Here is a 22,089-nt window from a genome sequence, read left to right on the forward strand (position 1 = left end):
GATCCGGACCGCCGTCGCGCCGGGCGACCACGTGATGAGCGCGGGCGCGGACATCGCCGCGGGGGCCCGCGCGCTCGGTCCCGGAACCCGGCTCACGCCCCGAGAGGTCGGGCTCCTCTCCGCGCTCGGCGTCGACGAAGTCCCCGTCGAGGGGAGGCCGCGGGTCGGGATCGTCTCGACTGGCGACGAGCTGGTGCGCCCGGGCGAGCCGCTCGACCCCTCGCGCGGGGAGATCTACGACGTGAACTCGACGACGATCGCCGCCGGCGTCGAGGAGGCGGGCGGGGAGCCGGTCCTCTACCCGCACGCCGGCGACGACTACGGCGAGATGGAGCGCCTGCTCCGACGCGCGGCGGACGAGTGCGACCTCGTGCTCTCCTCGGGGTCGACCTCGGCGAGCGCGGTCGACGTCATCTACCGCGTGATCGAGGCGCGCGGCGAGCTGCTGCTCCACGGCGTCGCGGTCAAGCCGGGCAAGCCGATGCTCGTCGGGCGGCTCGACCGCACCGACGAGGCCGGCGATTCGCGGGGCGGCGAGTCGGCGTACGTCGGCCTCCCCGGCTACCCGGTGTCCGCGCTCACCATCTTCCGGACGTTCGTCGCGCCCGCCATCCGCGAGGCGGCCGGCCAGCCCGAGCCCGCGACGGCGACCGTCGAGGGTCGGATGGGCGTCGGCGAGCGCTACGGCGAGGGGCGCATGCGACTGATGCCCGTCGGGCTGCTCGACCTCGGCGACGGCGACCTCCCCCTCGTCTACCCGGTCGACAAGGGGTCGGGCGCGACGACGAGCCTCGTCGAGGCCGACGGGGTCGTCGCCGTCGACCCGGACACGGAGTACCTCGACGAGGGCGAGCGCGTCTCGGTCCGGCTGTTCTCGCCGGACGTGCGCCCGCCGACCCTGCTCGGAGTCGGCGAGGACGACCCGGCGCTCAACCGCCTACTCGACCGGCTCGAGAACCCCCGATACCTGCCGGTGGGGTCCCGCGAGGGCCTTCGGCGGCTGCGCGACGGGGTCCCCGACGTGGCGGTCGTCGCGGGACCGTCCGACCGCGAGGTGAAGACGGTGGAGCTCGGCGGCTGGACGCGCGAGTGGGGGCTCGTCGTCCCCGCCGGAAACCCCGCGGACGTGACGGGGCTCGACGCCCTCGTCGACCGCGACCTCCGGTTCGTCAACCGCCCGCCCGACTCCGGGCTCCGTCGGACCCTCGACGACGCCCTCGACGCGCTCGCCGAGGAGCGCTCGATGTCGCGGAGCGACCTGGTCGAACGGATCGCGGGCTACGAGCTGACGGTGCGGGCGTTCGAGAGCCCGGCCCGCAGAGTGCTCGCCGGCGACGCCGACGTCGGCCTCGGACTCCGAGAGACGGCGGAGCGGCTCGGCTGCGGGTTCGTGTCGCTCGGCGAGCAGTCGGTCGCCGTCCGCGCGGCGCCCGGTCGGGCCGGACGCGACGCCGTCGGGGAGCTCGCGGACGCGCTCGACGACCTCGGCGGAGCTGACGACGACGCCGTCGGGTCCGACGGCCTCCTCGACGGCCTCGCGGGCTACTCTCGGAACAGCCGGAACGAGCCCTGACCGACGACGACCTCGGCGGCGTCGCCGTCGGTGGAACTGGTGACGGTCATGTCGCTGACGCCGATCGATCCCCCGGACCTGATGACCGTCGCCTCGGCGGTGAGGTCGCCGGTCGCCGGCCGGAGGTAGCTGGCGTTGAGGTTCACCGTCGCGACCCCGCCGGCGAGCGGGTCCTCGAACGTCGTCCGCTGGGCGATTCCGCCGGCGGTGTCGATCAGCGTCGCCGCCACGCCGCCGTGGATGGTGCCGCCGTCGCTGTTCGTCAGCTCGTCGTCGAAGGGAATCGAGAGGACGACCCGTCCGCGCTCGACGACGTCGACGGACGTGTTCAACCACGAGAGGTAGCCGTGCTCCTCCTCTATCCGCCGCTCGACGAGCGCGACCGCGTCCGCCGACAGCGGGTCCATCGCCGAGACGTCGCTCCGGTCCATACCCCGACGTCACGACCGCGCCGCTTGTACTCCCCGAAACGGTCGACAACTGACGCGACGTTGGATCCGGTCCTCCGGTCCGACCGTTTATCGGCGATGACGCGGCATCCGTCCCGTGACCTGACGCGTCGTCCGCGGCGGCCGAGACGGGAGTCCGGCGCACCGTCGCGGGGACTCGATCGCGCCGGCTGTTCGACACACACCATCGGGCCTCGCCGACGGCCGTCTCACCCTACCCCGAGCCGAATCGGGTCGTCGCTCGGAACCACGTCGATCGACACCCGCTCACCCAGCGCGAACTCTCGATCCGGGCAGACGACCTTCGCCCCGCGGCCGGCGTCCAGCGCCGCGAACAGCGACAGCCCCGCGACCCGTTCGCCGTTCGCGAGCACGTCGACGGGATCCCACGCGAGCCCGAGACCGTTCTCGACGCCGACGCGAGTTCCCCACAGGGACGCCTCGGACGCCCCATCGAGGCGACCGAAGACGCCGCCGCCCGCGTAGTGAGCCAGCCCGCCGTCGAGCGGGAGCCCCTCGTCGCTGGCGAGCGCCGCGAACGTCTCGCCCGGATCCGGATGGGTCGGCGCGTCGAGGACGACGTGCGTCGGTCCGCGCTCGACGACCGCGCCCGTCCCGTCCCACGGGACGGGTTCGACCGGGACGTCCACGTCGACCGGGAGCGACCCGCTCGCCCTGAGCGCGCTCGCCCCCGGGGCGCGAAATCCGAGGTGGACGTGATCGTCGACCCACTGACCGAAAAACCCGGACCTCGTCGTCGGTCCGAGGTCGTCGCCGACGGCGACGCGGTCGCCAGGCGACACCTCGGGGATCACGTGGAGGACCCGGGCGGCGGTTCCGGGTTCGGCGCCCGCCCGACGGCACCACGTCCCGTCGAGGTCGACGACGATCAGGTGGTCCTGGGCGGCGGCGTACGATCGGCTCGGACAGCCGACGGTCCGAACCTCGCGGACGACGCCCGAGACGGGCGAGCGTCCCCTTCCGTCCCCGGGGTACAGGTCGACCGCGCAGCCGTCGTCGTGGGCGGGGTACGGAGAGTTGAACCGCGAGAACCGCCGGCATCCGTCGAGGGCCTCTCGCGACAGCGTAACGGTCACCCTCGGACCTCACTGGCGCGCGAGCCGAACGCTCCACGAGGCCGGCGTGCGTGACGGCGCCGAAAGCGCTCGGCGTCGTCAGTCATCTGCGGGCTCCATCCCGAGGATCACGAAGCGCGCGCCGCCGGTGTCGGACTCCTCGACGGATATCCGCCACCCGTGCGCCTCGGCGATGTCGCCGACGATCGCGAGGCCGAGTCCGGTTCCGCCGTCGAGCGAGACGCCGCGTTCGGTCACCTGCGACCGCCGGTCCGGCGGGACGCCCGGTCCGTCGTCGGCGACGGCGAGCGCGATCCCGTCTTGCTGCGGTTCGATCCCGACGCGAACCGAAACGTCCTCGCCCCCGTGTTCGATCGCGTTGCGGAACAGGTTCGAGAGGAGCTGTTCGAGTCGATCGCCGTCGGCGAGCACCGTCGCGTCCGGGTCCTCGACCGACAGCGTCGCGTCCGCCGTCTCGAGCCGAGACCAGACGCGTCTGACGCTCGCGTCGAGCGAGACGCGATCGAGGTCGTCGACGGAGCGGCCCGCGGTCGCCAGCGACAACAGTCCCTCGATCAGGTCGTCCATACGCTCGTGCGCGTTCGCCGCTCGGTCGAGCGCGTCCTCGTCGTTCCCGTCGCCGTGTCGGGCGAGCTCCACCGCCGCGGTCGCGGCGGCGAGCGGGTTCCGGAGGTCGTGCGAGACGACGCCGGCGAAGTCCTCCAGCCGCTCGTTCTGGCGTCTGAGCTCCGCCTCCCTGCGCTCCAGCTCCGTCTGTCGCCGCTCCCGCTCGGTCACGTCCCGGAGCAGGAACACGTGACCGCGGTCGGTCCCTCGGGGGTCGGTGATCGGGTCCTCCTGGATGTCGAACTTCCGACCGCCGACGGCGACGGGATGTTGCATGCCGGACTCCAGTCGCGGGAACACCGCCGAGAGCGACGAGCCGACCGCCTCCGCCGGCAGCAGCTCCTCGGCGGCGGGGTTGAGGTCTCGGATCCGGCCGTCGGAGCCGGCCACGATCACGGGGTCCTGCATCACCTCGACGGCGGTGTCGCGGGCGACGACCGCGGCGTCGAGCGTCCCGAGCCAGAACACCGTCCCGTACAGGAAGACGCCGTGGACGACCAGCGCCGTCGGGTACCACGCGAGGCTCGCGTAGCTGCCCACGTCGACGACGGAGACGATTCCAGCCAGGAACGGGACCAGCGTGCCGAGCAGGATCACGAACGTCTGGAGGCGATATCGGTTGCCGGTCCGCCGGTACAGGTCTACCACGACGAGCGCGCCGACGACGCAGAGTCCGTACGCGTACAGCAGAAATCCGACGTCGGCCGGGCCGAGTCCGAACGACAGCAGGGAGAACGGCCCCTCGACGACGGGCTCGAGGGATCGGCGCGAGAGCCCGTGAGTGTCCCTCGACCACGCGAGCAACACCCAGACGAACGCCGGCGTCGCCAGCGCGACGATCCGGTTCTCCGTCCGCCATCGGTCGTGTCCGGCGAACGCGAGCGCGAACGCCAGCCAGATACCGGGGGCTGCGGCCACGAGCGGCGTCGCGAGGTTGAGCGCGACGACCATGACCAGCTCGCTCGCGCTCACGACTCTGACCGCGTACAGCAGCGATATCCCGCCGCCGCAAAGCAGGTAGAGCGCGACCTCGGTGCCGCCCGGCTGGTCGCGTTCTCGCCACGCGACCCGGCCGAGCCACAGTCCGATGACCCCGGCGAGCAGGCAGGCTGCGAGGTAGGCTCGCACCGGCAGCGCGCCGAGATCGCTCATCGATACGTGACCCACTTCGAGGGTCGGCAAAACGTTTGTGTCATACGTCGAGACGGCCGACGACGACGGGGAACCGGCCGCGAGGAGACCCCCTGGCGGCCGAAACCGCCTTGTCCGCCGCCGACCTGCCACCCGGTATGCGCGTGCTCAGCGGCACGGCAAACGACCCCGACGCGGACCACGAGCGGACCGCGGCGCTGCTCGCGGACGCGGTCGAGGGGACGACCGGACTCCGCGTGTGGACGCCGGCCCGACAGGTCGCTTTCGGCCGCCGGGACGCTCGCTCGGCGGGGTTCGAACGGGCGAAACGGATCGCCGCCGAGCACGGGTTCCGTCCGGTCGAGCGCGCCGTCGGCGGTCGGGCCGTCGCGTACGCCGGAGAGACGCTCGCGTTCGCGCACGCGGTCCCGCTGACCGGAGAGGACGCGGCCGGGAGCGAGCCGCGCGGCTCGATCACGGGCCGGTACGACCGAGCCGTCGAGACGGTGATCGGGGCGCTTCGGGGGCTCGGCGCCACCGTCGTCGCCGGCGAGCCCCCGGCGTCGTTCTGTCCGGGGGATCACTCGGTGCGCGTCGGCGGCGGCGGGAAGGTGTCGGGGATCGCCCAGCGCGTCCGCGCGGACGCCGCGCTGGTCGCCGGGTGCGTCGTCGTCTCGCCGACGGACGCGAGAGAGATCGCCGCCGTCAGCGACGCCGTCTACGACGCGCTCGGCGTGCCGTTCGACCCCGAGACGGTCGGCAGCGTCGCGGCCGCCGGCGGTCCGGACGACCCGGAGCGGGTCGCTCTGACGCTGGAGGACGCGTTCGTCGACGGGCCGTGGGGCGACGGGTCGCGTCGGGTCGAACGGGTCGACGCCGAGGGGTGAGCGCCGACCAGCGATCCGGGCCCAGCGCGAAATCCCACCGCCGAACCGGGACCGCGGGGCGATCGGGGCCGAATCGCGGTTTCGACGTGCTTTTTATTCGCGGGGGTCTCGGTTCGCCCATGGCCGAATTCAAAGTCGTCGTCGCCGACCCCGAGAGCGGCGAGACGTTCCAGCGAGAGGTCGACGGACAGGACGCCAACCGGTTCCTCGGTCGCGAGATCGGCGACGAGATCGGCGGGGACGCCGTCGGCCTCCCCGAGCACACGATCGAGATCACCGGCGGCTCCGACGAGACGGGCCGTCCGATGCGCGAGGACGTCTCGGGCACTCGCCTGAAGGAGCTCCTGTTGGAGGGCGGCGTCGGCTTCGAGCCGTCCCGCGAGGGCGAGCGCAAGCGCATCACGGTCCGCGGCCGCGAGATCGACGACGACGTCGCGCAGATCAACGTCTCCGTCGTTGAGGGCGGCAACGTCGCCGCCGCGCTCGGCGAGGGCGACGGCGACGACGCCGACGAGGAGTAAGCGCTCGGTTCCGATGCCCCGCGTCCCCTCCGACGACGAGGGCGTCGCCTCGGTCCGCGTTTCGCTCGCCCGGAGTGGCGGCACCCGCCGCCCCTGCGTGCGGATCCCCGCAGACGACGAGCTCGGCGGCCGCGTCGAGTCCGGGACCTGCGAGTCGCTGGCGATGGCCGCCGGCGACGTGATCCGAGTCGCGATCGACCGGGAGGAGTACTACGCGCCGGTGACAGCCGACGGCTCCGGCCGGCTGATCCGCGGCGCGTTCGACAACCGCCGGCTCGCGCGAGACGCGAGCGAGGGGGAGAACCGCCTGGTCGCGTGGCTCGGCGCGAACGGCCGCGAGCCGGGTGACAGCGTCGTCCTCGATGTCGTCGTGCCGGGTGAGCTGTACGGGCTCCGGATCCCCGGGGAGCGGGTCGTGTACGAGGCGACCCGCGGACCGCCGTCGTCGCTCGCGGACATCGCGCGCGACCTCGACGGCTGAGGTCCGCCCCCGAATCGTTCGCGGTCGCCCCCGAACCGTCCGGGGTCGGTGTCGGATCGCTTATTCTCGCTCGGTTCCGATCCGGAGGCATGAGAGAGGTCGACGCGGACCTGACGGCGCTCGACCGCGGGATCATCAACGCCTTCCAGGGCGGGTTCCCGGTCACCGAGCGGCCCTTCGAGCCAGCCGCGGCGGCGCTGCGCGAGCGCGGCGTCGACGTGACCGGGACCGACCTGTGCGAGCGCGTCCGCGAGCTCGACGAGGCGGGGACCCTGTCGCGGTTCGGGGCGCTCGTCAACGCCGAGGAGATCGGCGGCGCGGCGTCGCTCGTCGCGATGCACGCGCCCGAGGACCGCTACGAGGAGGTCGCGGAGACGGTCAACGAGTTCACCGCGGTGGCGCACAACTACGAGCGCGAGCACCCGCACCTCAACATGTGGTTCGTGGTGAGCGTCGCGGACCACCCGGACCCGGACAAAGACGGGAGCGACCGCGTCGAGGAGGTGCTCGCCGAGATCGAGGCGGCGACGGGACAGGAGACGTACAACCTCCCGAAGCTCCGGGAGTTCCACGTCGGCGCGAGATTCCTCGTCGACGGGCCGGTCTCCGACGGCGACGTCGACCTGTCCGACCTCGGCCCCGCGGTCACCCCGAGCGACCGGGAGACGCTCACGCCCGCGGAGCGAGACCTCGTCGTCGAGATCCAGGGCGGGCTCCCGATCACGGAGACGCCCTACGCCGACGTGGCGGCCGCGATCGACGCCGACGCCGACTGGGTGATAGAGACGATAAAGCGGTTCGAGGCGGAGGGGAAGGTGCGCCGCGTCGGCGTCATCCCGAACCACTACGCGCTCGGGTACACGGAGAACGGCATGACCGTCTGGGACGTGCCCGAGGACGCTCTCGACGAGGTGGGCCCCGCGGTCGCCGACCTCGACTTCGTCACCCACTGCTACGAGCGCCCCCGCCACGCGGGCGTCTGGGAGTACAACTTCTTCGCGATGACGCACGGGCGGACGGAGGCCGAGAGCGAGCGGCGCATCGCGGAGGTGAGAGCGCTGATGGACGACCACTGGGACGTCGGCGCGGACGACTGGGACACGCTGTTCTCCACGCGCATCTTGAAGAAGACGGGGATCCGCATCGCCGACCGCGCCGACAGCAACACGTCGTGACCCGCCGTACCGCGGTCCGACGCTCCGCGATCCGGGGGCGTCCGGCGTGATCCCGCTCTACCACGACTTCGCGGGGGAGACGGTGCTCGTGTTCGGCGGCGGGAGCGTGGGCGCGCGGAAGGCGTCGCGGTTCGCCGACGAGGCCCGCGTGGTCGTCGTGAGCCCGGCGTTCGGCGACCGGCTCGTCGACCTCGCGGAAGCGGGCGATCGGAGGGGAGCGAGCGATCGGAGGGGAGGGGGCGGGCCGACGGTCGAACTCGTCCGCGCCGCCCCGGACGCCGACGCGGTCGCCGGCTGGATCGATCGGGTCGGGCCGGCGCTCGTGATCGCCGCCACCGACGACGACGCCGTCAACGCCGCGGCCGAGGCCGCCGCGCTCGACGCCGGTCTGCTCGTCAACCGGACGGACGTTTCGACCGCGGAGCGGTCGGGGGGCCGAGACGTCCGGAGCGTCGTCGTGCCGGCGACCGTCGAGGACGACCCGGTCCGGGTCGCGCTCTCGACGGGGGGCGCGAGTCCGGCGCTCGCGAAGGCCCTCCGCGAGCGCGTCGAGGCCGAGATCGACGGCGCCGGCGCGATGGCCGAGCTCTCCGGCGAGCTCCGCGCGGAGCTCAGAGACCGCGGGATCCCCCCCGAGACGCGGCGAGAGGCGATCCGCCGAGTCGTGCGATCCGAGGGGGTTTGGAAGGGTTTACAAAAGGGGAGATCCAACGGTCGGAGAGAGGCGGATTCCGTGATCGAGGAGGTACTCAATCGATGAAGGAGACGGGAGCCATCGCCGGCGTGAGCGTCGCCCACTCCCGCGCGACGGTCGACGAGATCGAGTCGGCCGGGGGCGACGGCGTCCGCGCCACCGTCTCGGACCTGCTCGCGCGCGACGGCGTCGAGGAGGCGTTCGCCCTCCAGACGTGCAACCGCTCGGAGGCGTTCGTCGTCACCGATCGGACGGTCGACGGGACGGTCGCGCTGGAGGCATTCGCCCCCGACGTTCGCGGCGGGGCGGTCCGTCGCCTCGACCACGAGGAGAGCCTGGAACACCTGATGCGCGTCGCCTCCGGGCTGGAGTCGCTCGTGCTCGGCGAGGACCAGATCATCGGCCAGCTGCGGGAGGCGTACGAGGAGTCGAAGTCCGCGGGCGGCATCGGCCCCGTGCTGAAGGACGCGGTGACGAAGGCGCTCCACGTCGGCGAGCGCGCGCGCAACGAGACGTCGATCAACGAGGGGGTCGTCTCGCTCGGCTCGGCCGCAGTGCGGCTGGCCGCGACCGAGATCGACCTGACCGACGGGTCGGCGGTCGTGGTCGGCGCCGGCGAGATGGGGACGCTCGCGGCCCGGACGCTCGACGACACCGCGGTCTCGGAGATCGTCGTCGCGAACCGGACGGTGCCGAACGCGGAGTTCGTCGCGGGCGAGATCGACACGCCCGCCGAGGCGGTGCCGCTCGCCGACCTCCCGGCGGTCGTCGCCGACGCCGACCTCGTGATCTCGGCGACCGGGAGCCCGGAGCCGGTTATCGGGTCGACCCACGTCGCGGACGCGGGACGGCTCGTCTGCATCGACATCGCGCAGCCCCGCGACGTCGACCCGACGGTCGCCGACCGGGACGGGCTCACGCTGTACGACATCGACGCGTTAGAGGACGTGACGCGGCGGACCCGCGCGAGCCGCGAGGCGGAGGCGCGCGAGGTCGAGGCCATCATCGACGAGGAGCTCGACCGCATCCTGCGGGCGTACAAGCGCAAGCGCGCCGACGACGCCATCTCCGCGATGTACGCGGGCGCGGACCGCGTAAAGGCCCGCGAGGTCGACCGCGCGATCTCGAGGCTGGAGGCGCAGGGCGGGCTGACTGACGAGCAGCGCGAGACCGTCGCGGACATGGCGAACGCGCTGGTCGGACAGCTGCTCGCGGCACCCACCAGCTCGCTGCGCGACGCCGCCGGCGAGGACGACTGGGAGACGATCCGGACCGCCCTCCGGCTGTTCGACCCCGAGTTCGACGCCCCGCCCGCAGTCCCGGGCGGAGCGTCGGCGAGCGAGGGCGAGCCCTCCGAGGTCGGGGCCCCGCCGGAGTCGATCGCCGAAGAGCTCGACGACTAGGCCGGTTCGGACCTGCGTCGGTCACTTTCGTCGCGCGGTGTCGACGGTCGCCTCACACCGAATCCGCGCCGGCGTCCCCGTCGTACGTCCTACCGGCGTGCCGCTCCTGTGCGAGATCGAGACCGTCGCCCGCGCCAGCGAGCGCGGCAAACACCCGCTCGGCGTGGGCTCCCCGGGCGAGCGTCTCGGTCTCCGCGTCGAACTCGGCGACGCCGTGGTCCACGAGGTTCGGGACGTGGGTGTGGTACAGCGAGATGTACTGTCGGTCCCGGGTGCGTGCACCCACGTCGCGTTCGTCCGCGTGCCCTTCCCACGCGGCGAGCTTCGTCGCCAACTCGGGCAACGTCCACTCGGAGTCTTCCGCCAGCGCGTACACGAGATACCGGCGCTTCGGGTGACTCAACACGGAGAAGACGCGGTCTAACTCCAGTACCGACGGGTCGATCCGCAGCAGTGCGGCGTCCGGGGCGACACGGTCGTCCGAGGTGATCGACTCGTCTCGCACGCCCTCGTCGAATTCGCCTCCGTTAGGGACCATGCGTGCGGATGTGTGTCACGAAGTAAAATCATGTCGTTTGCTCAACAATGATTCACGTACTCGGATCCAAGTCGCAACTAGATACAGCTAACAGCAGAACATGAACGGATACACCAGCGCGACGCGGTCGCCGTCCGCCAGCGTCGTGTCGAACCCCTCCTCGTTCTCGTTGAAGCGGCCGTTCACGAGGATCCGGGCGTACGCCATCGTCTGCTCGCCGACGGGGTTCTTCGTCCACGTACCGGGGAGTTCCTCGGGCGTCGGCGCCCAGCCGCTGTGGGTCGCGTCCGCCTCGGTCTCGGCGATGAGCATGTCCTGTAGCTCCGGGTAGTCGTCGAACAGCTCGTCGAGGAACTCCCGGAGCGTGTCGCCCGCGAACGCGTACTCGAACTCGTATCTCCCCAGTTCCGTGCGGACGTGTCCGGTACAGCGCACGGTGACGGTCGTCTCGGTCTCGGCGTCGGACGCGCTCTCCGACTCGACGTCGTCTCGGACGGGCTCCGCGGCGGCGTCGGTCGCCTGCTGTCTCGGTGACATACGCGTCGGTACGCGTCTTCGGCGGGAAAGCAGCGTCACGAACATGTTCGCCATCCGGCCGTGGAGGGGCACGCGAACGACGCTGCGGCCGGCGTCTCGGCCACTGAGAACGCCTCCCGAACATGTTGCCGCGAAACTGATAGGCCGTGCGGAGGAAACCCCCTGCCGATGGAGCTCACACGCAAGACGATCGCGAAGGTCATCGTCGCGGCGTTCCTGTTCAATCTGGTCGTGATGGGCGCCGGGGCGTGGTTCGCCTATCAGGAGGCACCGCCGATCCCCGACGAGGTCGTCGGCCCCGACGGCGAGACGATCGCGACCGGGGAGTCGATCCAGGACGGGAAGATGGCATTCCAGCAGTACGGACTGATGAACCACGGGTCGATCCTCGGCAACGGGGCGTACTACGGCGAGGACTACACCGCCGACACGCTCGACCTGAAGGCCGAGCACATGCGCGAGTACTACGCGCAGGAGGAGTACGACACCGGGTACGACTCGCTCGACTCCTCGGAGCGGGCCGCGGTCGCGGAGACCGTCCGCGAGGACCTCGACGGCCCCCACGACGGCGGGGCGATCGAGTACTCCGCCGCCGAGGCGTACGCGCACGAGCAGGTGCGCGAGACGTACGTCGAGCGGTACCACGAGGGCGACCACGACCGGGGCGTGCCCGCTGAGATGATCGAGTCGTCCGATGAGGCCCGGGACTTCGCGGACTTCGCGCTGTGGACGGCGTGGTTCTCGCACACCGACCGGCCCGGCTCCGACAACTCCTACACGAACGAGTGGCCCTACTCGCCGGCCGCCGGCAACGACGCCACCGGCGCCGCGATGACCTGGAGCGTGATCGCGATGGTGCTGCTCGTCGGCGCGGCCGGCGCCGCCATCCTGCTGTACAAGTCGGTGAAGCTTCCGGAGCCGTCGGCGGCCGGGATTTCGGTTCCGGAGCCGGGCGACGTGAGCGTCTTCCCGAGCCAGCGCGCGGCGCTCAGATTCGTCCCCGTCGCCGCCGGGCTGTTCCTCGCGCAGGTGTTGCTGGGCGGCTTGCTGGCGCACTTCTACGTCGAACGCGCCGGCTTCTTCGGGATCGAGGAGCTGTTCGGCGTGCACATCCTCCAGCTGCTGCCTTTCTCGATCGCGAAGACGTGGCACATCGACCTGGGGATCCTCTGGATCGCGGCGACGTGGCTCGGCGCCGGGCTGTTCCTCCCGCCCCTCCTGACCGGTCACGAGCCGAGGCGACAGGCGCGGTACGTCAACGTCCTCCTGGGCGCGCTCGTCGTGGTCGTCGGCGGCGGGATGACCGGCATCTGGCTCGGCGCGAACGGCTACCTCCCCGGCGAGCTCTGGTGGCTCCTCGGCAACGAGGGGCTGGAGTACCTAGAGGTCGGGAAGGTGTGGCAGGGCGGCCTCCTCGTCGGGTTCCTCCTCTGGGCCGTGCTCGCGATTCGGGGACTCAAGCCGCTGCTCGACCGCGAGCCGGTGTACGGGCTCGCGCACATGATCCTCTACGCGGGCGGCTCGATCACCCTGCTGTTCGTCGCCGGCTTCCTGTTCACGCCGACGACGAACATCGCCGTCACGGAGTTCTGGCGGTGGTGGGTCGTCCACATGTGGGTGGAGGGCGCCTTCGAGTTCTTCATCGTCGCGATCATCGGGCTCACGCTCGTCTCGATGAACCTCCTCAGCCGGCGCAGCGCCGAGAAGGCCGTGATGCTGCAGGCGCTGTTGGTGATGGGCACCGGCGTCATCGGCGTCTCGCACCACTACTGGTGGATCGGTATGCCCGACTACTGGGTGCCGATCGGCAGCATCTTCTCGACGCTGGAGCTGCTCCCGCTGATCTTCATCCTCTACGAGGCGATCGGCCAGTACCGGGCGATGACCGAGACCGGCGACTTCCCGTACACGCTCCCGTTCATGTTCATCGTCGCCAGCGGGGTGTGGAACTTCGTCGGGGCCGGCGTGCTCGGCTTCTTCATCAACCTCCCGCTCGTCAACTACTACGAGCACGGCACCTACCTCACGGTCGGGCACGCCCACGCGGCGATGTTCGGCGCGTTCGGGTTCCTCGCGCTCGGGATGGTCGCGTACATGCTCCAGCTGTCGATCGACCCCGAGCGCTGGGACGGCTCGTGGCTCCGCGCGTCGTTCTGGCTCTGGAACGCCGGGCTCGCGCTGATGGTGTTCGTCTCGGTGCTCCCGGTCGGGTTCCTCCAGCTCGACGTCGCGTTCACCGAGAGCTACGCGGCGGCCCGCGGTCTCGCGTTCTACGAGGGCGATCTCGTCCAGGCGCTGTTCTGGGCGCGGCTCCCGGGCGACACGCTGCTCATCTTGGGTACCGTCGTCTACGTCGCCGACGTGGTCCGGAAGCGGTTCGTCCTCCGGCGCTCCGAGGACGACCCGACCGTCGACGACATGGCCGTCGCCGAGGGGGTCTTGGGCGACGACGACTGACGGCGAGCCCGCGCTCCGGCTCCGCGCCCCACGCTGTTCTCGGTCGGTCACCGGAGCGGGCCGACCGCGTCGGTAGGTGAGATGCCCGGGACCCGTCTCACTCGGAGTCGTCGTCGCGACCCGTCACCTTCCGGATACAGGAGGAGCCGAACGGACCCAGTTCGCCGGCGTCGAGCCGCACGAAGTGCCCGGTCGTGACCGCGGTTCCGCACCGACGGCACTCGAACTCGCCCTCGCGTCGGACCACCTGCGTGTCGTAGTTCACGTAGGTGCCGCCCCGCCGGACGCGGAGGCGGGCGCCCTCGCGCTCGATGACGCCGCGCTTCTCGGCGGCGTCTAAGATCTCCCGGGTGAGCGCGGGGCTCGTCGTCACCGTCTCGATCCGGTCGATCGCGGCCGGCAGCGACAGCTCCTCGCGTTCGAGGTGCGCGAGCAGCTCGACGCCGAGCTCCAGCTTCTCCTCCCGGGACGCCGGCTCGTTCACGCCCGGCGAGAGGACTCGGACCCCCTTAAGTCGGCCGGGAGGCGGCGGCGCGTCTCGCGCCCCCGGTCGCCCGCGCCCGCCCGCCCGCCATGTAGTAAGACAGTTACCACGCGGGCCGCTGGAGGGCGTATGGACGTACTGGAGGTCGCGGCGCGGGCGGCCGGGACGGGGCCGGTGTGCGACGCCTGTCTCGGCCGGCTCGTCGCCGACCGAAGCTTCGGGCTGTCGAACGCCGAGCGCGGCTCGGCGCTGCGCGTCTCGCTCGCGCTGCGCGACGACGAGGACCACGAGCCGGTCGACGCCGAGGCGTGCTGGGTCTGCGAGGGCCGCTGCGCCGAGTTCGACGCGTGGGCCGAGCGCGCCGCCGAGGCGGTCGAGGGGATCGAGTTCGCCACGTACAACGTCGGCACCCGCCCCCCGCCGCTGATCGAGGAGAACGAGGCGCTGCTCCGCGCGGACGCCGGCCTCGACGAGGACGCGGGCGAGCCGTTCAAATCGGAGTTCAACCGGGAGGTGGGCAAACGGGTCGGCCGGCTCACGGAGACGGAGGTCTCGTTCGACCGCCCCGACGTGCAGTTCACGATCGACCTCGCGGAAGGCGCGATCGACGCGAAGGTGAACTCGACGTTCGTGTACGGCCGCTACCGGAAGCTGGAGCGCGACATCCCCCAGACCGAGTGGCCCTGCCGCGAGTGCAAGGGCTCCGGCCGGCGGGGCGCCGACCCCTGCGACCACTGCGGCGGCTCCGGCTACCTCTACGACGACAGCGTCGAGGAGTACACCGCGCCGGTCGTCGAGGACGTGATGGAGGGCACGGAGGCGACGTTCCACGGCGCGGGCCGCGAGGACGTCGACGCGCTCATGCTCGGCACCGGCCGCCCGTTCGTGGTCGAGGTCGAGGAGCCGCGCCGCCGCCGGGTCGACGTCGAGCGGCTGGAGGCCGATATCAACGCCTTCGCCGACGGCGCCGTCGAGGTCGAGGGCCTCCGGCTCGCGACCTACGACATGGTGGAGCGCGTGAAGGAGCTCGACGCCGCCAAGCGCTACCGCGCGCGGGTCGCGTTCGACGCCGAGGTCGACGCCGACGCCCTCGCCGACGCGGTCGACGAACTGGAGGGGACGACCGTCGAGCAGTACACCCCGAACCGGGTGGACCACCGGCGCGCGAGCCTCACCCGCGAGCGGGACGTGTACGAGGCGACCGCCGAGCTGGAGGACCCCCGCCACGCCACCGTCGAGATCCGCGGCGCCGGCGGGCTCTACATCAAGGAGCTGATATCGGGGGACGAGGGCCGCACGGAGCCGAGCCTCGCCGGCCTCCTGGGCGTCGGCGCCGAGGTCACTGCGCTCGACGTGATCGCCGTCGAGGGCGAAGACGAGCCGTTCGAGCGCGAGGCGTTCTTCCGGGACTGAGCCGCCGCTCGCGGCGACCGTTCTCACGGGTCGGCGCGGACCAACGGGATTTATCTGACGGGCGTCTGACGCTGGGGTATGCACGGGAGCGACGCGGACGAGGCGAGCGCCGAGTCGCCGGCGATCGGCGACAGAGTCGGCGAACCCGTCCTCGAACCGGCCGTCACGGAGGCGGTCGCGTCGACGGCGACGGCGACACACGCCCGTCTGAAGGGGGCCGAGCGCGCAACGCGACCGGACCGAATGTCCTCGATTCTCGTGGCCGTGGGCGCCGGTCCGCACACCGGGGCGACCGTCGACGTCGCCCGACGAATCGCCGAGACGACCGACGCGTGGCTCGAGCTGTTCCACGTGGTCCCCTCCGACGAGGCGCTTGCGGACGGTGACGCCGCGGCGACCGACGACACCGACGAGTACGAGACCGCCGGTGACCGCCTCCTCTCGGCCGCCCGCGACCGCCTCGGCGACTTCGACCGGGCGGACCGCTGGCTCGTCGAGGACCGGACCGCCGCGGGCGCCATCGTCGAGCAGTCGCCGTACTACGACCTCGTGGTCGTGGGCGCCCCCACCACCGGCACCGTCGGCCGGTTCGTCTTCGGCTCCACGACCGACACCGTGATCGACGACGCCGAGGTCCCCGTGGTCGTCGTCGAGGCGGACGGGGAGACGTCGCTCGACGTCGCGTAGGCCGAGGCGGACTCACGCTTCCCATTCGAAAATAATATATAATGTAAAGTGGCCATGCCCCGGAGGTCCCGGTATGGCTGACGAAGCGATCGACGACGTGGACAGGGCGATCCTGTACGCGCTACAGGAGGACGCTCGTAACATGTCGTCCGGAGACATCGCGGAGCGAACGGGGACGTCGGACAGCACCGTCCGGAAGCGCATCCAGCGCCTCGAGTCCGACGGGATAATCAAAGGGTACAGCGCCGAGGTCGACTACCAGAAGTCGGGGTACCCGCTCCGGATGCTGCTTTACTGCACCGCCTCGATACCCGAGCGGGGCGGAATCCTCCCCGAGGTCCTCGATATCGACGGCGTCGTCTCGGTCCAGGAGCTGGTCACCGGCGAGCAGAACCTCCTCGTGACCGCGGTCGGCGAGTCCGACGACGACATCACGCCCGTCGCGCAGGAGCTCCTCGACATGGGACTCACCGTCGCCGACGAGGTCCTGGTGCGGAGCCACGAGACGACGCCGTTCGGCACGTTCGACGCCGACACGGACTCGTAGCCGCCCGCTGACTCACCCGACGACCCGCTCGACGTCGAGCGCGGTCGCGCGTCGGACGACCGCCCGCACCGGGTCGTCCGAGTCAGCCAGGTTGTCCGAGGCGCCGTCGAGGACGACGAGGGCCGCCCGGCGACCCGGTTCGACGACGCCGCAGTCGAGGCCCGCGATCTCGGCGCCGGCGGCGGTCGCCATCCACAGCACCTCCCGGGCGCTCACGTCGAACCGCTTCGCCGCGTACGCCATCTCGCGGAACATCGTCGGCGGGTTCAACATCGCGTTGTCCGTGCCGAGCGCGACCGTCGTGTGATCGAGTAGGTCCCGGACCGGTGCCTCGCCGACCCCCAGGACGGTGTTCGCGCGCGGACACACGGCGACCGGGACCGACTCGTCGGCGACGCGTTCGAGGTGGTCCCGGCCGGCGTGCACCATGTGGACGAGCAGGTCCGGCTTCAGGTCAAGCGCCGGGTGGATGTCGGTCGCGTCCGGCTCGCCGGCGTGGATCGCGAAGGGGACGCCGCGGTCCGCGCACGCGGCGCGCTCCTCGGCGAACTCGCCGTCGTTCGCGCCGGAGGCGCCGTACCCGTCGGCGACGTCCAGCACGGCGGGGTCGCCGCTCCCGAAGATGAACGGATCGACGTCGACGGCCGCCGCCGCCTCGCGGAGCGCTCTCGCCCCGGAAACGCCGTTCTCGCGGAAGTCCAGACAGGAGACCGTGCCGGTCCGTCGCATGAACCGGAGGCTCCGGCGCATCGCCGACACGAGGTCGACGCGGTCGGCGGCCGCCAGCCGGCGGTGTTTCAGGCTCCCCGGGGGCGCCACCGCCTCGTCGAGCGAGAGCCCGACGGCCGCCTCCTTCGCGACCGAGTCCCCGAGGTGCGTGTGCGCGTTGACGAACGCGGGCAGGACGATGTCGGTCGACTCGGTGTCGACCTCCTCGACGGCCTCGATGCGGCCGTCCTCGACGACGACGCGGCCGCGGATCGGTTCGAGCGACTCCCCGGCGAGGACGGTTCCCGTGAGTTCCTCCATACCGACACTGCGGATCGGAGAACGATATGGTTTTCTGAACGCGTATCGCGAACGGTCCGTGAACGAGATCGGTCGCGGATCGGTCGCGGATCGGTCGCGGATCAGTTGCGGATCAGCCGAGGCGGCGAGAGTGCGACGCTCGGTCCGACGCCGTCCGGAACCCATTCGCGGACCCGTTGCCACCGGTCTCCCGTCGGACCCCTCTCCACCCGACAGTAACTATAATGTTCTATAATGCGGATCTATCGAACGATTTGTGAAGATAAGTAGATTTAATACGCAATCTGTTCTCAAAGCGGAGTGAAGACGACCAGTACCGGTTCGCCGATCTCGGATCGGCCGCCGGACGCGGTCGCACGGACTGAACGATGGAAGGGTCTACCTCGAAACCGACGGTCGGAGCGCTCCCGGACGCGGCGGCGGAGGCGCCGCTCGCGCCCGTCGCACTCACGTGGCTCATGTGGTCGCTGTTCGCCGCGAGCGTCGCGGCCCTCGTCGCCCGAGTCCGACTCGGGTTCGCCCCGGAGCTCTCGGGAGTGCTCGCCGTCGACGGCCTGACCGTCCTGCTGTGGGTCGTCGTCACCTTCTTCGGCGGCGTCGTCCTCAGCTACTCGCGCCGCTACATGGCGGGAAGTGCCCACGAGACGCGGTTCTTCCTCGCCGTGTTCGGCTTCTCGACGGTCGTGTTAGCGCTCGTCGCGGCCGACCACCTCGCCCTGTTCGGACTGCTGTGGCTGACGATGGGGCTGGTGATGGCGGAGCTAATCGGCGTCGTCGACGAGTGGGAGCAGGCGCGGGCGGCCGCGGCGGTCGCTCGGCGCTACTTCGTCGCCAGCGGGGCGTTCCTCGGCGTCGCGCTGACGGCACTCTGGTGGGCGACCGGGGCGACGACCATCTCGGGCGTCGCCGGGGCCGCCGGGGCACTCGGCGGACCGATATGGCTCGTCGCCGCCGGCGCGCTCGTCCTCGCGGCGATGATCCAGTCCGCGCTCCTCCCGTTCCACGGCTGGCTGCTCTCCTCGATGACCGCCCCCACCCCGGCGTCGGCGCTGATGCACGCCGGCTTCGTCAACGCGGGCGGCGTCCTGCTGCTCCGGTTCGCGCCGGTCGTCACCGTCGACGCGACGCTCATGCTCGCAGTCGTCGCGGTCGGCGCGGCGAGCGCGCTCCTCGGGAAGCTCCTCAAGTCCGTCCGCCCGGACGTCAAGAGCGAGCTCGCCTGCTCGACGGTGGGACAGATGGGGTTCATGATCATGCAGGCAGGGCTCGGCTTCTTCGGAGCCGCGATCACGCACCTCGTCCTGCACGGGTTCTACAAGGCCTACCAGTTCCTCGGCGCGGGCGGACGGGTCGAGCGGACGAGCCCGGGCGAGAAGGCGGGACACGAGCCGGACGGGTCCGGCGCCGCCGACGTCGCCGCGACGCTGGCGACCGGACTGGCCGGGGGCGCGGTCTTCGTGCTCCTGACGGGGAAGGGGACGAGCCTCGACGGCGGCCTCCTGCTCGTCCTGTTCGTGGTGTTCACCACCCTGCACGCGGCGCGCGGCGCGGTCGAGCACGCGTCGCTCCCGACGACGGTCCGCTACGGGGCGGTCCCGCTGGTCTTCCTGCCGGCCGTCACCGTGTACGCCTTCGTCTACAGGGGCGTCTCGGCGCTGTTGGCCGACCTGCCGGTCGTCACCGCTCCGACCGAGCTAACGGCCCTCCACGGCCTCGTGGCCGTCGCCTTCCTCGTCGCGTACGCCGCGACGGAGGCCGGCGTCCACGAGCGCAGCCGGCGCCTCTACGCCGCGCTGCTGAACGCGGGCCAGCCGGCGTCGAGCACCGTCCTGACGAACGCGACCGAGTACGACGACGGAGGCGTCCAATGAGCACCGAATCCACCATCCACGAGGGCATCGACGACGCGGCGGCGACGGTCGGGTCGGTCTGGCCGATCCACTCGTTCGTGACCGCCAACCCCCTCTCGGGGTTCGAGAACGTCCCGTTCGGCGAGGCGGTGACGCAGGCGGCCGACCTGCTGGGCGGCCGCGGCTACCCGAGCCGGGAGACGTTCCGGGCGGCGCTCGACGACGGCCGGATCGACCGCGAACTGCTCGAATCGGAGCTCGCCGACCGCGGCTACGAGGCCGACCCGGAGACGCTGCTCGAGCGCGTCGACACCGCGGTCGAGCCGGCGCCGACCGACGAGGGGACCAAGCGGGTCGACCGCGTGCTGACGAAGTGGCTGTCGGCCTTCCTCGACGAGGGTCACGCCGCGTGGTCGATGCCGGGCCGCGACGACGGGTTCTACGCCGCCTTCCGCGAGATGGCCCCGTACGACGCCGAGGTCCCAGACGACGGGGTTCTCGCGTCGCTCCCCGAGACCCCGACCGAGGCTATCGAGGCCGTCCTGGAGCCGTATCCGGAGGGCCAGTGGGTCCCGGTCTTCGAGGAGCAGCTGGCCGCGCTCCCGGGGTGGACCGGCTTCATCAAGCAACGCGCGGACGACGAGGGAGCGTGGCAGTCGGAACACCCGATCGCGCTCGCGGACTACCTCGCGGTCCGCCTCGCGTTGCTCGACGGGTTCGGCGCCGACATCGAGCCGTCCACCGGCCCCGAGAGCGCCGACGCCGCGCCGGCCGACGAGCCCGCGGAGGCGCTCCTGAGCGCGTGGGCGGCGAGCTACCGCTCCGCGGTCGTCGATCGCGTCGCCGCCGAGAGCCGGTCGCTGGCCGAGCGCGAGCCGTCGGGGCGCCCCGACGCGCAGCTCGTGTTCTGTATCGACACCCGCTCGGAGGTGATCCGCCGTCACGTCGAGGCCGAGGGCGACTACGAGACCCACGGCTACGCCGGCTTCTTCGGCGTCCCGATGGAGTATCAGGGGTACGACGCCGAGACGCCGGTCGACGCCTGCCCGCCGATTGTGGAACCGCAACACCGGGTCAGCGAGATCCCGACCGAGCGGGACGCGAAGGCGCGTCGCGACCGCCGGTCGAGCGTCCGCGAGGCCGCGGGCGCGGTCGTCAAGAAGCTGAAGACGAACCCCGCCAGCGCCTTCGGCTTCGTCGAGAACGCCGGGAGCGGCTACGGGCTGGCGCTCGCGGCCCGCACGCTCGTGCCCGGCCGCGTCCGCGACCTGCTGGGGGCCGCAGACGACGCGGTGCCAGACGACCGCGAGTTCTGCGAGCAGACGGTCCACCACCAGCACGCCTACGCGGGCGACCTCCCCGTGGGGATGACCCGCGAGGAGAAGGTCGAGTACGCCGCGACCGCCTTCGAGCTGATGGGGTGGGAGGAGTTCGGCCGGCTCGTCGCCTTCGTCGGGCACGCCAGCGAGACGACCAACAACCCCTACAACGCCAGCCTGGACTGCGGCGCGTGCGCCGGCAACCCCGGCGGGCCGAACGCCCGCGTCCTCGCGTCGATCTGCGCCGACCCGGACGTGCGGGCGACGCTGCGCGAGCGCGGCTTCGACCTCCCGGAGGACACCGTCTTCCTCGCCGGCGAGCACAACACGACGACCGACGAGATCGAGCTCTACGGCGACGTCCCCGAGAGCCACGCGGACGACCTCGCGCGGCTGCGCGCGGACCTCGACGCGGCCCGCGAGAGCGCGGCCGCCGAGCGCGCCGAATCGATGGGCGGCGACGCGTCGGCGGGCGTCGACGAGACGGAGCGCCGCGCCGGCGACTGGGCCGAGACACGCCCCGAGTGGGGGCTGGCCGGCAACGCCGGCTTCGTCGTCGGTCCCCGCGAGCTGACGAGCGGCCTCGACCTCGACGGCCGCGCGTTCCTCCACTCGTACGACTGGTCGACCGACCCCGACGGCGACGCGCTCGAGGCGATCCTCGTGGGGCCGCTGGTCGTCACGCAGTGGATCAACGCCCAGTACTACTTCTCGACCGTCGACAACGCGGCCTACGGGAGCGGGTCGAAGGTGACGCAGAACCCCGTCGGCAACGTCGGCGTCTACCAGGGTAACGGCGGCGACCTGATGACCGGGCTTCCCCGCCAGTCGCTGATGGCCGCCGACGACGAGCCGTACCACCAGCCGCTCCGGCTCTCCACGGTCCTCCACGCCCCCGTCGAGCGCGTCACCGGCGCCCTGGCCGACCACGACGAGGTGACCGAGCTGTTGGACAACGACTGGCTGTCGCTGACGGTCGTCGACCCGACGCGGGAGCACCGCGCGTTCCGGTACGAGCGCGACCTGACCTGGGCGCCGGCCTCCGACCCGTCCGCGGCGGGCCCGGAGGCGCCGACCGAGCCGGAAGCGCCCGCCGAGCCGCAGGAGCCGGTCGCTCCCGCGGTCGCGGACGACTGATTCGCTCCCGCGAATCCCTCCCTCGCGTTCCGCGTGACCGCATAGCACCGCGGCGACAGCGTTAAATTGGTGTA

Annotated in this window: 20 protein-coding genes; 13 read left to right on the forward strand and 7 right to left on the reverse strand. The window is 71.7% G+C overall.

Annotated features, from left to right (window positions below; translation table 11 throughout):
* Positions 1-1,573 (forward strand): molybdopterin biosynthesis protein (locus tag U4E84_RS10975; RefSeq protein ID WP_322532136.1); only part of this gene is annotated, 1,573 nt, incomplete at its 5' end.
* Here U4E84_RS10975 and U4E84_RS10980 read toward each other — a convergent pair.
* The 3 genes from U4E84_RS10980 to U4E84_RS10990 form a co-directional block, all read right to left on the reverse strand.
* Positions 1,543-2,004, reverse strand: coding sequence for a PaaI family thioesterase (locus U4E84_RS10980; RefSeq protein WP_322532137.1), 462 nt, complete (start codon positions 2,002-2,004; stop codon positions 1,543-1,545). The two genes, U4E84_RS10975 and U4E84_RS10980, sit on opposite strands and share 31 nt — an antisense overlap.
* Positions 2,005-2,231: 227 nt before the next feature.
* Positions 2,232-3,119, reverse strand: coding sequence for a hypothetical protein (locus U4E84_RS10985; RefSeq protein WP_322532138.1), 888 nt, complete (start codon positions 3,117-3,119; stop codon positions 2,232-2,234).
* Between the two features lie 78 nt (positions 3,120-3,197).
* Positions 3,198-4,877 (reverse strand): histidine kinase N-terminal 7TM domain-containing protein, encoded by a 1,680-nt coding sequence (locus U4E84_RS10990; RefSeq protein WP_322532139.1) that lies wholly within the window; start codon positions 4,875-4,877, stop codon positions 3,198-3,200.
* Between the two features lie 137 nt (positions 4,878-5,014).
* Here U4E84_RS10990 and U4E84_RS10995 point away from each other — a divergent pair, with 137 nt between their 5' ends.
* The 6 genes from U4E84_RS10995 (at position 5,015) to hemA (ending at position 10,017) form a co-directional block, all read left to right on the forward strand.
* Positions 5,015-5,743, forward strand: coding sequence for a lipoate--protein ligase family protein (locus U4E84_RS10995; protein ID WP_322532140.1), 729 nt, complete (start codon positions 5,015-5,017; stop codon positions 5,741-5,743).
* Between the two features lie 119 nt (positions 5,744-5,862).
* Positions 5,863-6,264: a 30S ribosomal protein S6e gene (locus U4E84_RS11000; protein WP_322532141.1), complete on the forward strand. Its 402-nt coding sequence runs from the start codon at positions 5,863-5,865 to the stop codon at positions 6,262-6,264.
* Positions 6,265-6,277: 13 nt separating this feature from the next.
* Entirely contained in the window at positions 6,278-6,745 is a 468-nt protein-coding gene (locus U4E84_RS11005; RefSeq protein ID WP_322532142.1) for a hypothetical protein, read from the forward strand.
* A gap of 89 nt (positions 6,746-6,834) precedes the next feature.
* Complete coding sequence (locus tag U4E84_RS11010) at positions 6,835-7,920, forward strand: Lrp/AsnC family transcriptional regulator (RefSeq protein WP_322532143.1); 1,086 nt, start codon at positions 6,835-6,837, stop codon at positions 7,918-7,920.
* Positions 7,921-7,966: 46 nt separating this feature from the next.
* On the forward strand, positions 7,967-8,680 hold the full coding sequence (locus tag U4E84_RS11015) for an NAD(P)-dependent oxidoreductase (RefSeq protein ID WP_322532144.1): 714 nt from the start codon (positions 7,967-7,969) through the stop codon (positions 8,678-8,680).
* Entirely contained in the window at positions 8,677-10,017 is a 1,341-nt protein-coding gene (gene hemA, locus U4E84_RS11020) for a glutamyl-tRNA reductase (RefSeq protein ID WP_322532145.1), read from the forward strand. The genes U4E84_RS11015 and hemA overlap by 4 nt, the downstream gene beginning before the upstream one ends.
* A gap of 52 nt (positions 10,018-10,069) precedes the next feature.
* Here the strand turns inward: hemA and U4E84_RS11025 are convergent, their stop codons facing one another.
* Together U4E84_RS11025 and U4E84_RS11030 are read right to left on the reverse strand one after the other, a co-directional pair.
* Positions 10,070-10,555 carry a hypothetical protein gene (locus U4E84_RS11025; RefSeq protein WP_322532146.1) on the reverse strand — a complete coding sequence of 162 codons (486 nt, stop codon included), beginning with the start codon at positions 10,553-10,555 and terminating at the stop codon, positions 10,070-10,072.
* Between the two features lie 87 nt (positions 10,556-10,642).
* Complete coding sequence (locus tag U4E84_RS11030; protein WP_322532147.1) at positions 10,643-11,092, reverse strand: MoaD/ThiS family protein; 450 nt, start codon at positions 11,090-11,092, stop codon at positions 10,643-10,645.
* Positions 11,093-11,260: 168 nt separating this feature from the next.
* On the opposite strand from U4E84_RS11030, the gene U4E84_RS11035 reads away from it, so the two are divergent.
* Complete coding sequence (locus U4E84_RS11035; RefSeq protein WP_322532148.1) at positions 11,261-13,549, forward strand: cbb3-type cytochrome c oxidase subunit I; 2,289 nt, start codon at positions 11,261-11,263, stop codon at positions 13,547-13,549.
* 97 nt (positions 13,550-13,646) lie between these two features.
* Here the strand turns inward: U4E84_RS11035 and U4E84_RS11040 are convergent, their stop codons facing one another.
* Positions 13,647-14,033: a DUF5830 family protein gene (locus U4E84_RS11040; RefSeq protein WP_322532149.1), complete on the reverse strand. Its 387-nt coding sequence runs from the start codon at positions 14,031-14,033 to the stop codon at positions 13,647-13,649.
* Between the two features lie 129 nt (positions 14,034-14,162).
* On the opposite strand from U4E84_RS11040, the gene U4E84_RS11045 reads away from it, so the two are divergent.
* From U4E84_RS11045 to U4E84_RS11055, 3 genes are all read left to right on the forward strand, one after another.
* Positions 14,163-15,446 (forward strand): tRNA pseudouridine(54/55) synthase Pus10, encoded by a 1,284-nt coding sequence (locus U4E84_RS11045; protein WP_322532150.1) that lies wholly within the window; start codon positions 14,163-14,165, stop codon positions 15,444-15,446.
* Positions 15,447-15,524: 78 nt separating this feature from the next.
* Entirely contained in the window at positions 15,525-16,133 is a 609-nt protein-coding gene (locus U4E84_RS11050) for a universal stress protein (protein WP_322532151.1), read from the forward strand.
* 73 nt (positions 16,134-16,206) lie between these two features.
* A complete protein-coding gene (locus tag U4E84_RS11055; protein WP_322532152.1) occupies positions 16,207-16,680 on the forward strand; it encodes a winged helix-turn-helix transcriptional regulator in 474 nt (157 codons plus the stop codon).
* 12 nt (positions 16,681-16,692) lie between these two features.
* Here the strand turns inward: U4E84_RS11055 and U4E84_RS11060 are convergent, their stop codons facing one another.
* On the reverse strand, positions 16,693-17,709 hold the full coding sequence (locus U4E84_RS11060) for an amidohydrolase family protein (RefSeq protein ID WP_322532153.1): 1,017 nt from the start codon (positions 17,707-17,709) through the stop codon (positions 16,693-16,695).
* A 368-nt stretch (positions 17,710-18,077) separates the two neighbouring features.
* On the opposite strand from U4E84_RS11060, the gene U4E84_RS11065 reads away from it, so the two are divergent.
* Positions 18,078-19,580 (forward strand): proton-conducting transporter membrane subunit, encoded by a 1,503-nt coding sequence (locus U4E84_RS11065; protein WP_322532154.1) that lies wholly within the window; start codon positions 18,078-18,080, stop codon positions 19,578-19,580.
* Positions 19,577-22,015 (forward strand): DUF2309 domain-containing protein, encoded by a 2,439-nt coding sequence (locus U4E84_RS11070; RefSeq protein WP_322532155.1) that lies wholly within the window; start codon positions 19,577-19,579, stop codon positions 22,013-22,015. The genes U4E84_RS11065 and U4E84_RS11070 overlap by 4 nt, the downstream gene beginning before the upstream one ends.
* Positions 22,016-22,089 lie beyond the last annotated feature (74 nt).

This window comes from Halorubrum sp. AD140 (assembly GCF_034497445.1).
GTDB lineage: Archaea > Halobacteriota > Halobacteria > Halobacteriales > Haloferacaceae > Halorubrum.